General features: G+C 64.5%; 12 protein-coding genes. 7 read left to right on the top strand and 5 right to left on the bottom strand.

Features of this window, described 5'->3' with window-relative positions; all coding sequences use genetic code 11:
- Positions 1-137: 137 nt before the first annotated feature.
- Positions 138-1,037 (bottom strand): beta-keto acid cleavage family enzyme, encoded by a 900-nt coding sequence (locus CQ12_RS08995; RefSeq protein WP_057834955.1) that lies wholly within the window; start codon positions 1,035-1,037, stop codon positions 138-140.
- A gap of 43 nt (positions 1,038-1,080) precedes the next feature.
- A complete protein-coding gene (locus tag CQ12_RS08990) occupies positions 1,081-1,629 on the bottom strand; it encodes a cupin domain-containing protein (RefSeq protein ID WP_057834954.1) in 549 nt (182 codons plus the stop codon).
- 153 nt (positions 1,630-1,782) lie between these two features.
- On the opposite strand from CQ12_RS08990, the gene aptA reads away from it, so the two are divergent.
- Together aptA and CQ12_RS08980 are read left to right on the top strand one after the other, a co-directional pair.
- Positions 1,783-3,111, top strand: coding sequence for an omega-aminotransferase AptA (gene aptA / locus CQ12_RS08985; RefSeq protein ID WP_057834953.1), 1,329 nt, complete (start codon positions 1,783-1,785; stop codon positions 3,109-3,111).
- Between the two features lie 157 nt (positions 3,112-3,268).
- Positions 3,269-4,534 (top strand): D-amino acid dehydrogenase, encoded by a 1,266-nt coding sequence (locus CQ12_RS08980; RefSeq protein ID WP_057834952.1) that lies wholly within the window; start codon positions 3,269-3,271, stop codon positions 4,532-4,534.
- A 148-nt stretch (positions 4,535-4,682) separates the two neighbouring features.
- Here CQ12_RS08980 and CQ12_RS08975 read toward each other — a convergent pair whose 3' ends face one another.
- Positions 4,683-6,980 (bottom strand): molybdopterin-dependent oxidoreductase, encoded by a 2,298-nt coding sequence (locus CQ12_RS08975; RefSeq protein WP_057834951.1) that lies wholly within the window; start codon positions 6,978-6,980, stop codon positions 4,683-4,685.
- A gap of 20 nt (positions 6,981-7,000) precedes the next feature.
- Positions 7,001-7,669 (bottom strand): cupin domain-containing protein, encoded by a 669-nt coding sequence (locus tag CQ12_RS08970; RefSeq protein WP_057834950.1) that lies wholly within the window; start codon positions 7,667-7,669, stop codon positions 7,001-7,003.
- Positions 7,670-7,835: 166 nt separating this feature from the next.
- On the opposite strand from CQ12_RS08970, the gene CQ12_RS08965 reads away from it, so the two are divergent.
- The 5 genes from CQ12_RS08965 to CQ12_RS08945 all read left to right on the top strand — a co-directional run bounded on the left by CQ12_RS08965 (position 7,836) and on the right by CQ12_RS08945 (position 12,628).
- A complete protein-coding gene (locus CQ12_RS08965; RefSeq protein ID WP_082650011.1) occupies positions 7,836-8,603 on the top strand; it encodes an ABC transporter substrate-binding protein in 768 nt (255 codons plus the stop codon).
- Entirely contained in the window at positions 8,603-9,256 is a 654-nt protein-coding gene (locus CQ12_RS08960) for an amino acid ABC transporter permease (RefSeq protein ID WP_057834949.1), read from the top strand. The genes CQ12_RS08965 and CQ12_RS08960 overlap by 1 nt, the downstream gene beginning before the upstream one ends.
- On the top strand, positions 9,253-9,984 hold the full coding sequence (locus tag CQ12_RS08955; protein WP_057834948.1) for an amino acid ABC transporter ATP-binding protein: 732 nt from the start codon (positions 9,253-9,255) through the stop codon (positions 9,982-9,984). The genes CQ12_RS08960 and CQ12_RS08955 overlap by 4 nt, the downstream gene beginning before the upstream one ends.
- A gap of 18 nt (positions 9,985-10,002) precedes the next feature.
- Entirely contained in the window at positions 10,003-11,295 is a 1,293-nt protein-coding gene (locus tag CQ12_RS08950; protein WP_057834947.1) for an NAD(P)/FAD-dependent oxidoreductase, read from the top strand.
- 88 nt (positions 11,296-11,383) lie between these two features.
- Entirely contained in the window at positions 11,384-12,628 is a 1,245-nt protein-coding gene (locus CQ12_RS08945; RefSeq protein ID WP_063799704.1) for a DUF1236 domain-containing protein, read from the top strand.
- Positions 12,629-12,711: 83 nt separating this feature from the next.
- Here CQ12_RS08945 and CQ12_RS46200 read toward each other — a convergent pair.
- Positions 12,712-13,239: gamma-glutamyltransferase (locus CQ12_RS46200; protein ID WP_245309813.1), on the bottom strand; the 528-nt coding region annotated here is incomplete at its 5' end.

Here is a 13,239-nt window from a genome sequence, read left to right as displayed (position 1 = left end):
CTCCAAGAAGCGGCTGCACGCAGCCACAATCCTCCGATCCCTCCGTCGGGACCAAGGAAACTATTCAGCTTTTTCACGGCCCACGCAAGCGCAGCGCTGGCTCGGCGAATGTTCTTGCGTCCATCTTTGAAACAGCCTTAACTCGCTGGGCTTTGCGCCGAGGTCGCAGCCAGGGCCTGCCGCATCTCGGCCGGAGTAGCAGGCTCTGCGCCAAGATCGCGCACCATTCGCACGGCCTCTTCGACGAGTTCGATATTGGTCGCGGTGGTGCCGAGCGGCGCGTCCTCGAGGCCGACGCGGATATGGCCGCCTCGCGTGATCGCCTCGGCAAACAGCGGGCGAAGATCGGCGCTGACGCCTGCGATCACCCAGGGCGCGCCGGGCGCTTCCTCTTCCAATAGCGCATGGTAGGCCGCGAGCGCATATGGCTTCGGCGGAAAGCCGACCGCGACCAGATTGCAGAACATGAGACGATAGATTGGCGTCTTGACGCCGGCCGCGCGCGCCAGTGCGGCGCCGGAACGCACGAAGCCGGGCTCGTAGATCGCGAAATCGGTATGCAGGCCGTGGCGGGCTGCGAAATCGAGCGTATGGCGGATCTGGGATTCAGGATTCATGTAGGTGCCGCCGGGCTGCGTGGCCGCCGTGATGTTCGTCAGACTCAAGTTGACGCTGCCAGGATCGATGACGGCAAAGTCCAGGAGGCCGCGTGCGGCAAGTTCTTCGATGCCGGCAAATCGTGCCACGACGTCGGCGAGCGGGCTGCTCTCGCTGCCTGCGGTTATGAAAGCCGGATAGGAGGGATAGACGGGAACATCGACCTGGTTGCGAATGCCTTCGATGATGCGGGCATAGACCTGCCAGTCGTAGGTCTGCGGGCCGCCGCCATCATAGGCATGGACGTGAACGATGGTGGCGCCGGCCCGCGCGCAGGCGGCGCCCTCGGCGATGATGGTCTCAACGGTATCGGGAATGCCGGGCTGGAGCGCGCGGCCCCACGAGCCGTTCAACGCTGCCTCGATCCAGACCTTGCGCATGGTGATGCCCCCCTCAGGCCAGTCCTTCCATACAACACCGAATTCAAAACGTCGGCGGCGTGCACGCCGATATCACCTCGCACGCCTTCCCGCCGACGCAGCGGAAGCGGTGCGGCCTGCGGCTTTCGAAATAATAGGCGTCGCCGGGATCGAGGATGCGGCGCTCGTCGTCGACGGTCACTTCCAGCCGGCCGCTCACCACGATGCCGCCTTCCTCGCCGTCATGGGTCAGCGGCACACGGCCGGTGTCGCTGCCGGGCTCGTAGCGCTCTTTGAGGATCTGCAACGCGCGGCCGAACATGGTGTCGCCGACCTGGCGGTAGGAGATCGGCTGCTTGCCGATCTCGGTCAACTCATCCGAGCGATAGAACGCCTTGCGCGGACGCTCCGGCTCGATCGCGAAGAATTCGGCGAGCCCCATCGGCAGCCCGTCGAGAATGCGCTTGAGCGCGCCGACGGACGGGTTCATCTGGTTCGATTCGATCAGCGAAATCGTCGAATTGGTCACGCCGGAACGCTTGGCCAGCTCGCGCTGGGACAGCTTGTGCCGGGCCCGGATGAATCGGAGTCGCCCGCCGATATCGACGCTCATCGGAAAATCCCTGTTGCAGGTGTTTCGGATCGAACAAATATGCCTCGACGGGATCAATAAAATCAATAGGTTGCAGGACCCAAGAAAAGGACTTGTTGTCGCTTCCCGAGCGTGGCCCGGTGCTGCCTTGAGCTGCCAGCAAAGGAGCTACCCGTGACCCTTCATCAGAAGCCGAACACCCTGCAGACCGACTCGTTCTGGATGCCTTTCACGGCCAACCGGCAGTTCAAGAAAGCGCCGCGGCTGTTCGCCTCCGCCGAGGGCATGCACTACACCACCGTCGACGGCCGCAAGGTGATCGACGGCTCCGCCGGCCTCTGGTGCGTCAATGCCGGCCATGGTCGCCGCCAGATTGCGGCTGCCGTCGAGCGGCAGTTGATGAACCTCGATTTCGCGCCCTCGTTCAACATGGGCCATCCGCTGGCGTTCGATTTCGCCGAGCGGCTCACCGAGATCGCGCCGAAGGGGCTCGATCGCGTCTTCTTCACCAATTCGGGCTCTGAATCGGTCGACACCGCGCTGAAGATCGCGCTGGCCTACCAGCGCGCCATCGGACAGGCGACGCGCACGCGCCTGATCGGTCGCGAGCGCGGCTATCACGGGGTCGGCTTCGGCGGCATGTCGGTCGGCGGCATGGTGGCCAACCGCCGGGCGTTCGCGACCCATCTGCCGGGCGTCGATCACATCCGCCACACCCATGATCTCACGCGCAATGCCTTCGCCAAGGACCAGCCGGATCACGGTGCCGAACTCGCCGACGATGTCGAGCGGATGGTGGCGCTGCATGGCGCCGACACCATCGCCGCCGTCATCGTCGAGCCGGTGCCGGGCTCGACCGCGGTGCTGCCGCCGCCGAAGGGTTACCTGCAGCGCTTGCGCGAACTCTGCACCAAGCATGGCATCCTCCTGATCTTCGACGAGGTCATCACCGGCTTCGGCCGTCTCGGCGCGCCGTTCGCGGCCGACTATTTCGGCGTCACACCCGACATGATGACGACCGCCAAGGGTATCACCAACGGCACCGTGCCCTGCGGCGCGGTTTTCGCCAGCCGCAAGATCCATGACGGGCTGATGACCGGCCCGGAAGGGACGATCGAACTGTTCCACGGCTACACCTATTCGGCGCATCCGACCGCCTGCGCCGCGGGGCTGGCGACGCTCGACATCTACAAGGACGAACAGCTTCTCACGCGCGGCGCGTCGATGGCCGAATACTGGCGCGATGGGCTTCATTCGCTGAAAGGCCTGCCGAACGTCGTCGACATCCGCAATTGCGGCCTGATGGGCGCGGTGGAAGTTGCGCCACGCAGCGATGGCGTCGGCACGCGCGGCTATGACGTGATGGTCGACTGCTTCAATCGCGGGCTTTATTTGCGCATGAGCGGCGACAGCTTTGCGTTGTCGCCGCCCCTGATCGTCGAGAAGAGCCATATCGACGATATCGTCTCGATCCTCGGCGACGCGATCAAGCGGGTGGCCTGATCCTTGCTCTCAAGGAATGCATAGCGTTTTCGAGCGAAGTGGACCCCGGTTCGCGTAAAGAAAACGCGTCATGACAAAAACCTGGAGTCCTGTTCCGATTTCGATCGGAGCAGGGCTCAGCCGCGGCAGCGTTGCCGCGGCGGATGTGTGAGGAATCGTGAAAGTCATCGTTCTCGGCAGTGGCGTGATCGGAGTGACCACAGCCTATTATCTGGCGCGCGCCGGCCATGAAGTCGTTGTCGTCGACCGTCAACCTGAGCCCGCGCTGGAGACCAGTTTCGCCAATGCCGGCGAAGTCTCGCCCGGCTATTCCTCGCCCTGGGCCGGGCCGGGCGTGCCGGTGAAAGCGATCAAATGGCTGTTGATGCGGCACGGGCCGCTGGTGATATGGCCCAAGCTCGATCCCATGATGTGGATCTGGGGCCTGAAGATGCTGCGCAACTGCACGACAGAGCGCTACGCCGTCAACAAGAGCCGGATGATTCCGATCGCCGAATACAGCCGCGATTCCTTGCGGGCGCTGCGCGACGAGATCGGCATCAAATATGACGAGCGCAGCCGCGGCACGCTGCAGCTGTTTCGCAAGCAGAAGCAGCTCGACTCGACCGGCGACGACATCGCGGTGCTCAAGCAGTATGGCGTTCCCTACGAGGTGCTCGACCGCGACGGCTGCATCGGCGCGGAGCCTGCGCTGGCTACGGCGAAGGCCAGCTTCGTCGGCGGACTTCGGCTGCCGCAGGACGAGACCGGCGATTGCCACATGTTTACGCAGGCGCTCGCCCAGGAAGCAGCCAAGATCGGCGTGCAGTTCAAGTTCAACACCACCATCGAGCGGTTGGTCGCGGACGGCGGCAAGATCACCGGCGTGATGACGAGCGAAGGCCTGCTGCAGGCCGACACCTATGTCGCCGCGTTGGGAAGCTGGTCGCCGCGATTCCTTGGGCCAATCGGCATTTCCGTGCCGGTCTATCCCGTAAAGGGCTATTCGATCACCGTGCCGGTCATCGATCCCGACGGCGCGCCGGTCTCGACCGTGATGGACGAAAGCTACAAGGTCGCAATCACGCGGCTCGGGGATCGCATCCGTGTCGGCGGCACCGCGGAAATCTCGGGCTATTCCAACACGCTGCATCCGGCGCGGCAGGCGACGCTGGATCATTCGCTGACCGACATGTTTCCGCGCGGCGGCGATCTCGGCAAGGCGAGCTTCTGGAGCGGCCTGCGCCCGATGACCCCGGACGGTCCGCCTGTGATCGGCGCTACCCGATACGGCAATCTGCATCTCAACACCGGCCACGGCACGCTTGGGTGGACCATGGCGTGCGGCTCGGGAAAGGTGATGGCGGATCTGCTGTCGGGGCGGAAGCCGGATATCGACGTGAGCGAATTGAGCTTGAGCCGGTACGATCAGCGGTTCGGGTGAGAGCGCACAGCATCCGCCGCTGTCATTGCGAGGAGCGAAGCGACGAAGCAATCCATGTCTCCGCAAGCCGCGCGATGGATTGCTTCGCTTCGCTCGCAATGACGGTGGAATAGCTCGCGCTGGTCATACAAGGGGCCACTACACCGCGTCACCGCTGACCGGGAGGATCGAAGGCCCGGATCGACGGCAACGCGCCCTCATATTTCTCGCACTCGACCACCGTCACCTGACCGCAGCAGCCCTGCGCGAGGCGCGATGTGCCGATGTCGCGGGTGAGCACGTTCGGATTGCCGTGGACGCAAAGGGGCTGCTCGGTCGCACCTCGCTCCGGATCGTACCAGGCGCCGGTGGACAATTGGATCACGCCGGGCATGACGTCGTCGGTGACGGCGGCGGCGGCCAGGCACGCGCCGCGGTCGTTGAACAGGCGGACGATGTCGCCATTGGCGACGCCGCGGCGCTTGGCATCGTCAGGGTGGAGGCGCACGACTTCACGGCCGGCAACCTTGCTGGATTGGCTGTAGGCGCCGAAGTCGAGTTGGCTGTGCAGCCGGGTCGCCGGCTGGTTGGCGATCAGCGTCAGCGGGTGGCGCGCGCTCGGCGGTTCGGTCGACGGCAGCCAGGCCGGGTGCGGGGGGCAATCGTCATAGCCGAAGCTCGCGATGGCTTTCGAATAGATCTCGATCTTGCCGCTTGGCGTTGAAAGCCTGTTGGCGGCGGGATCGTTGCGGAAGGCGCGCAGGAAGCCGCCGTCATCGGGGGCCGACGGCAGCGCGAGTTCGCCGCGCCGCCAGAATTCATCGAAATCAGGTGCATCCCAACCTGCTTCGACCAGCGCCTTTCGCGTCGGCTCGTAAAGATGCGCCAGCCATTGCCGGCTATCGCGGCCCTCCGTGAACGCCTGCTCGACGCCCAGTTTTCGCGCAAGGCCGGCAAAGATATCAAAATCGTCGCGCGCTTCGCCGATCGGGTCGACCGCCCTGCGCATCGCGACCAGTCTTGGGTCGGTGCCGGCGGCGCCGATATCGTCGCGCTCCAGCGTCATGGTTGCGGGCAGCACGATGTCGGCGAATTTCGCCATCGGCGTCCAGGCGCTTTCGTGCACCACGATCGTTTGCGGCGCGTTGAAGGCTTGCCGCATGCGGTTGATGTCCTGATGATGATGGAAGGGGTTGCCGCCCGCCCAATAGACCAGCTTGATGTCGGGATAGTGCATGGACCGGCCGTTGTATTCGAACGGCTCGCCCGGATTGAGCAGCATGTCGCTGACGCGCGCGACCGGGATGAACTCGCTGACGCCGTTCTTGCCCTGCGAAAGCGTCGGAATCGGAACGGCGTTGATCCGGCGGCCAGTGTGGCCGAGCGCGCCGAGCGCGTAATTGTATCCGCCGCCGGGCAGGCCGATCTGGCCGAGCATGGCCGCGAGCACCGCACCCATCCACACCGGCTGCTCGCCATATTGCGCCCGCTGCAGCGAATGCGAGACCGCGATCAGGGTGCGCCCGCGCGGCAGGCGACGGGCGAGGTCGATGATCGTGCCGGATGAAATGCCGGTGATGTCAGCCGCCCATGCCGCATCCTTCGGCGTGCCGTCATCGCGGCCGCGCAGATAGCGTTCGAAGTTTTCAAAACCGGTGCAATAGCGTTCGATGAAGGCCTTGTCGCAGAGGTCTTCGGTCAGGAGCGTGTGCGCGAGCGCCAGCATCAGCGCGACATCGGTGCCGACCTTGATCGGCAGCCATCGTGCGTTGGCGTCTGCCGGCATGTCGTCCCGTAGCGGGCTGATGCAGTAGAAGGCCGCACCGCGGCGTGCGGCCGTCGCCATCGCGTCGCGCTCGATGTGCCGGCTGATGCCGCCGCTGGCGACATGCGAGTTCTTCAGCGCCATGCCACCGAACGCCAGCACAACGTCGCTGTGCTCGGCGATCTGGTCCCAGGTCACGTTGTGGCGCGAGACGGCCTCATAGCCGCCCATCACATGCGGCAGGATCACGGCTGATGCGCCGGCGCTGTAGCTGTTCACCGAACGCACGTAGCCGCCGAACGCCATGTTCAGGAAACGATGAACCTGGCTCTGCGCGTGGTGGAAACGTCCGGCGCTGGACCAGCCATAGGAGCCGCCGAAGACCGCGGCTGCGCCATGTTCAGCTTTGACCCGCGATAGTTCGCTAGCCAGCAGGTCGAGAACCCTATCCCACGAACACTCGACGAATTCCTGATCGAACGTGCGCTCGGTGCGCGCGCTGCGATCCAGCCACGCCTTGCGGACCATCGGCCGCAGGATGCGCGCCTTGTGGCGCATCGCGGTGGTGAAGTTTTGCAGGATCGGCGAGGGCGCCGGGTCGCCCTCGTAAGGCGTGACATCGAGGGTTTCGCCGTTCCATCGCGCGGAGAAGGCGCCCCAGTGTGCGCTGTGGGGGGCCCAATCGTCTGCGGCCTGATCCATGATTTACTCCAGACTGTGGTTCAACCCGCCTGCGTCACGCAGTTCACCCACAACACCACCGCTTTCGCATTATCAGCGGGATTTGAGAAGCGATGCGGGCGGCGGCTGGCAAAACGGAAGCTGTCGCCGGTCTTGAGCGACCAGGTCTCGGCATCCACGGTCAACGTCATCTCGCCTTCCAGCACCAATCCCGCTTCCTCGCCGTCATGGGTGTAGAGTTCGTCGCCGGTATTGCCGCCGGGCTCGAGGTGCACGAGAAACAGATTGAGGCGGTTTTCAGTTCCGGCAGGGCTCAGCAATTGCTTGGAAATGCCGGTGCGCCACAATTTTAGTTCGGCGCGCTGCAACTGGCGCGTGACCACGCCGCCGGAACCGGCATCGTCGCTCGGCTTCGAGCCGAACAGCGCGGCGATACCGACGCCGAGCACGTCCGCCAGCGTCGCCAGCACGCGCAGCGATGGCGACGACAGGCCGCGCTCGATCTGGCTGAGGAAGCCGATCGACAGATCGGTTCGATCGGCAATCACCTCCAGCGACAATTTGTGTTCGCGGCGCAGGTCGCGAATGCGGCGGCCGACCGCCAGGTCCATTGCAGGTTCAGCCGGCCTGGCGGCGGGCTTTGCCTTGGGCGTGCGCGCGGCCTTTCGGGGCTTGGGCGCTGCTTTCTTTATTCTTTTGCCACCGCTCACGTCAGGCTGCTTTCTTCATATGCATGAAAATGGCTTGCAATAGTCGGGGAACTGTGACCACAATTTCATATTGGTGAAAATAGGCCCGAACGGCGTTGCCCGCAACTCTTTGGTTCAAGGGGACGTGGGTTGGCCGGAACGGTGTCCGGTTTCAGGAGGATGTGCAATGGCTCTGAAGCGTCTCGTTCAGGCCGCGGTGGCGGCTTTGGTTCTCACAGCCGCAATGCCGGCATCCGCGCAGCAGGTGTTGAAGGTGGGCTCGACGCCGACAGGCGTGCCCTTCACCTTCCTCGACACCAAGACCAACAGCATTCAGGGCATCATGGTCGATCTCATCACCGAGATCGGCAAGGACGCCGGCTTCCAGGTGCAGATCGAGCCGATGCAGTTCTCCACCCTGATCGCTTCGCTCACCTCGAACAAGATCGACATCATCTCGGCGGCGATGTTCGTCACGCCGGCGCGCAAGGAAGTGATCGATTTCTCCGAGCCGTTCTACAGCTACGGTGAAGGGCTGCTGGTGCCGAAGAGCGACAGCAAGGCCTACGCCAGCCAGGAAGATCTGAAAGGCGCGGTGGTCGGCGCGCAGGTCGGGACGGCTTTCGTCGATGCGCTGAAGAAGTCGGGCCTGTTCAGTGAAGTAAAAGCCTACGACACCATTCCCGACATCCTGCGCGACGTGAACGCCGGGCGATTGAAGGCCGGTTTCGCCGACTATCCGATCCTCGCCTATAACCTCAAGCAGGGCGGTTTTCCCGAAGCGCGCATCGTCGAGAGCTACAAGCCCACGACCGTGGGCGCGGTCGGCATCGGCGTGCGCAAGGGCGATACCGAACTGCTGGCCAAGATCAACGCGTCGCTGGCGAAGCTCAAGGCCAACGGTACGGTGGAAAAGATCCTCGATAAATGGGGCCTGAAGGCGCAGGGGGCCTGATGCAGTCCTTCTGGCGCGACACGATCGAGTTCCTGCCGATCCTGATGAACGGCGTGGCGCTGACGATCATCGTCACCATCGGTTCGCTGCTGTTGTCCACGCTGCTCGGCCTGATCTGGGCGTTGATGCGGGTTTCCGGCATCGGCGTGCTCTCGGGATTGAGCGCCGGGCTGATCAACGTCATCCGCGGCATCCCGATCATCGTGCTGCTGTTCTATCTCTACTTCGTGATGCCGGAGTTCGGCCTGACGCTGACGGCGCTGCAGGCGGCGATCCTCGGCCTCGGCATCGCCTATTCGGCCTATCAGGCCGAGAATTTTCGCGCCGGCATCGAGGCGATCGACAAGGGGCAGGTCGAGGCAGCGCAGGCGATCGGCATGGGCTGGTGGCAGACCATGCGCCGCGTGGTGCTGCCGCAGGCGATCAAGATCGTGTTGCCGCCCTACGGCAATGTCATGATCATGATGTTGAAGGATTCTTCGCAGGCTTCGACCATCACGGTTGCCGAGCTTGCGTTGCAAGGCAAGCTGATTGCGTCCTCGACCTTCAAGAATACCAGCGTGTTCACACTTGTTGCGCTGATGTATCTCACCATGAGCATTCCACTCATTCTGCTGGTCCGCCACTTCGAAAAGCGCGCGGGCCAGAAATGATCGAGCTTTCCAACGTTCACAAGAGTTTTGGCAAGGTCGAGGTGCTCAAGGGCATCACGGCCTCCGTCGAGAAGGGCGAGGTGGTCTGCATCATTGGCCCCTCCGGCTCCGGCAAGTCCACCATCCTGCGCTGTATCAACGGGCTGGAAAGCTATGACAGCGGCGATATCACCGTCGAGGGTGCGCGGGTGGATCGCAATGCGCCTTCGATCGTTTCGATCCGCACCCAGGTCTCGATGGTGTTCCAGCGCTTCAACCTGTTTCCGCATCGGACCGCGCTGGAGAACGTCATCGAGGGGCCGGTCTATGTGAAGAAGGAGCCGCGCGCCGCGGCACTGGAGCGCGGCCGCGCGCTGCTGGCGCAGGTGGGGCTGGCCGAGAAGGCCGAAGTCCATCCGCCGCAACTCTCGGGCGGGCAGCAGCAGCGCGTGGCGATTGCGCGTGCGCTGGCGATGCAGCCGAAGGCGATTTTGTTCGACGAGCCGACCTCGGCGCTCGACCCTGAACTGGTCGGCGACGTGCTTTCGGTGATGCGCAAGCTCGCCGATGACGGCATGACCATGGTCGTCGTTACCCATGAGATGGGGTTTGCCCGCGATGTCGCCGACCGCGTGCTGTTCATCGACGGCGGCGTGATCGTCGAGCAGGGGCCGGCAAAATCAGTTCTTAACCAGCCGCAGCATGCGCGCACGCAGGACTTTTTGCGGCGCGTGCTGCATCCGCTCTAAGCCTTCGGTCTGTTGTCCATGAACGCGCCTGTATCCTTGCCGCTGCCGCCAAGCCTCTACGCCGATACGGCGGTCGCGCCGACACCGACGCCGCCGCTCGATGGCGACGGGAATGTTGCGGTCGCGATCATCGGCGGCGGCTTTACGGGACTGTCCACCGCGCTGCATCTTGCCGAGCAGGGCGTGAATGCGCTCGTGCTGGAAGCGCAGCAGCCGGGCTGGGGCGCTTCCGGCAACAATGGCGGCCAGGTCAATCCGGGCCTCAAGCACGACCCTGACCAGATCGAGGCGGATTTCGGCGCCGAGTTCGGCCGCCGCATGATCGATTTCGCCTACGGCACCACCAACTACACGTTCGACCTGATCCGCCGTTACCAGATCCCCTGCGAGGCCAGGCAGAACGGCACGCTGCGCGCGGCCTATAATGAGGCAAGCGCGGCTGCGATCGAGGTAACCGCGAAGCAATGCATCCGCCGCGGCATGCCGGTGACGCTGTTGAACCGCGATCAGATGCGGGAGATGACCGGCACCGACCGCTATCTCTGCGCCATGCTGGACAATCGCGGCGGCGACCTGCATCCGCTCAGCTATGCACGCGGACTGGCGCGCGCTGCGATCGCGGCAGGCGCTGCGGTGCACGGCGAGACGCCGGCGCTGTCGTTGTCGCGTGAAGGTGGCGGCTGGCGCATCGAGACGCCGCGCGGGATCGTGCGCGCCGAAAAAGTGCTGCTCGCGACCAATGGCTTCACCGATGATTTGTGGCCGGCGCTTCGCCGCAGCATCGTGCCGGTGTTCTCGTCCATCACCGCGACCGCGCCTCTGCCTGACGATGTCGCACGCGAAATCATGCCGACGCGGCCGGTTCTCTACGAGAGCGGACATATCACGGTCTATTACCGCATCGATCAGCACAATCGCTTGCTGATGGGCGGCCGCGGGCCGATGCGGTGGATCAGCAAGCCTGCCGACGTCGCCTATCTCATCCGCTACGCGGAACGGCTATGGCCGCGGCTGAAGGGCGCGAGCTGGACGCACGGCTGGAACAGCCGGCTCGCGATCACGCCCGATCATTATCCGCATGTGCATGAGCCCGCGGAAAACCTGCTGATCTCGCTCGGCTGCAACGGCCGCGGCGTCGCGCTGTCGACCGCAATGGGCGGGCAGCTCGCGCGCCGCCTCATCGGCGGAAAGAATGCCGGGATCGACATGCCGATCACCGGCATCAAGCCGATGGCGCTGCACGCCTTCTGGCCGGTCGGCGTCACTGCGGCTGTGCTGGCCGGGCGTGTGCGCGACCGGTTTGGGCTGTAGCGATCTCTCAATCACAGCATTAGCTGTTTCGGAACCTCCGGCATCGGCGAACGTTCGCTTGCGTAACGCCGATCTGGAGGAGATCCCAATGCGCAAACAATTGCTGTTATCGACTGGAATTATCTGCCTGATGCTGGCACCGGCCGTCTCCTATGGTCAGTCGCCGGGCGCAAGAGGCGAAGAGCAGAAACAGACGCGGCCGAGCGATTCCGGCAAGGGTGCTGCATCGCAGGAACGCGGGCAGGCTGCGGAACAAAAGGCGCAAGGAGGGCGTGAGGAGCGAGGCGCCGGTTCCCGGCAGACCGAGGAGAGGGGCAAGGCCGCGCCATCGTCCGAGCGCCCGGCAGCCGCAGCCGATGACAGCAAGCGCGGCCGCGGCGACGACGCCAGGTCCAGCGATCGCGCGCAGGATTCGCGCAATCGCGACGGCAAGGATGCCAAGGACAGCAAGGGCAGTGCTGAGATGAAACGCGACAGCGATCGCGAAAAGTCGCGCGCGGAGTCCGACAAGGGCAAGGAAGGAACCACGTCCGCCCAGAAGGAGCGTGAGGGAACGACCACGACGCAGAAGGAATCCGGCCGCGATCAGCGTGATAGCTCGAAGAATGCTGCGGAGCAGGGCAAGGATACGAGCAAGGACGCGAACCGACCGTCGACGGCGACCGACACCACGCGTACGCAGCCTTCCACCAACACACAGACCGGCCAGAGTCAGACGGGTCAGACGCAGACGGGCCAGCAGTCCAACATCTCGGTCGAAAAGCAGACGCGGATTTCGCAGACGCTGACCCGCGAGCGCCTGTCGCAACCCGAGCGTAATCTCAATATCGCGATCCGGGTCGGCGAACCCATCCCGCAGCGTGTGCGGGTCTATCGGGTGCCGGATACCATCGTGGCGATCGAGCCGGAATATCGCGGCTATGATTACTTCACGACCGAGGAGGAAATCGTGATTGTCGAGCCGCGCACGCGCCGGATCGTGAGCCAGGTCCCGCGTGATGCCTCCCGCATTCGTGCCGCCGGCGGCGCGAGCGGTACGGCCGGCACCAGTGGCACCAGCAGCTCAGGCAGTTACACCGGCACGGTGGCCGCTGCCGGTGGCGCCTCGCCGTGCCGCATCATGCGGCGGGACACCGCGGGCAATGTCACTGAACTGACGCCGCAGACGGTCGGCTCAGCGGCGGCGCAGCAGGAAACCATCAGCGTCACGGTCCGCGTCCCCGGCGGCGCCTCGACCGCGCCGATTGCGCTCGGTGCTGCGGACGGACAGATCGTGGTGTCCGGCCAGAGCGGCGCCGATTGCATGGTGACGATCGAGCCGCAGACAAGGTAGGGCTGCGGCATCGCAGTTAAACGACGAAGTGCGGCACCTCGGTGCCGCACTTTCTTATTTGGGACGCCGGATTCGTCCAAACCTCACCCCTCCGCCACCGCCTCGCTCCAGGCGTGGAACGGCTCGGTCGCGCCGCTATTGGTTTCGCCGTTGCGCATCACGATGCTCGGGCAGGCGAATTTCATCGGCAGGGTCTGGATGCGTGCTTCCTCATAATCGAAGCGTGCGCCCAAGGCTTCGCGCGCGGCCTGCGGCAGGCGGACGTCGCCGATCACGATCGCGCCCTCGCTGGCGTCGATGCGGGGCTGATGGATCGCCGCATCGAGGTCCATGCCAAAATCCATCACGAAGGACAGAAGCTGGCTCACCGCCGGCAGGATGCGGCGGCCGCCGGAGGCGCCGACCGCAACGCGGCGGCCATCAGCCACCTGCGCCAGCACCGGCGTGTAGTTGGTCAGGCAGCGTTTGCCGGGTGCCAGCGAGTTCGGCACGCCGGGTGTCGGGTCGAACCACATGATGCCGTTGTTCATGGTGATGCCGGTCTGGCCCGATACGAACTTCGAGCCGAAGGTCGAGAGCAGCGTCTGCGTCACCGCAGCCATGTTGCCGTC

This window comes from Bradyrhizobium jicamae, from assembly GCF_001440395.1.
GTDB classification, from domain to species: Bacteria; Pseudomonadota; Alphaproteobacteria; order Rhizobiales; family Xanthobacteraceae; genus Bradyrhizobium; species Bradyrhizobium jicamae.
The sequence above is the reverse complement of the archived record's forward strand: the minus strand, read 5'-3'. Positions and strand labels throughout refer to the sequence as shown.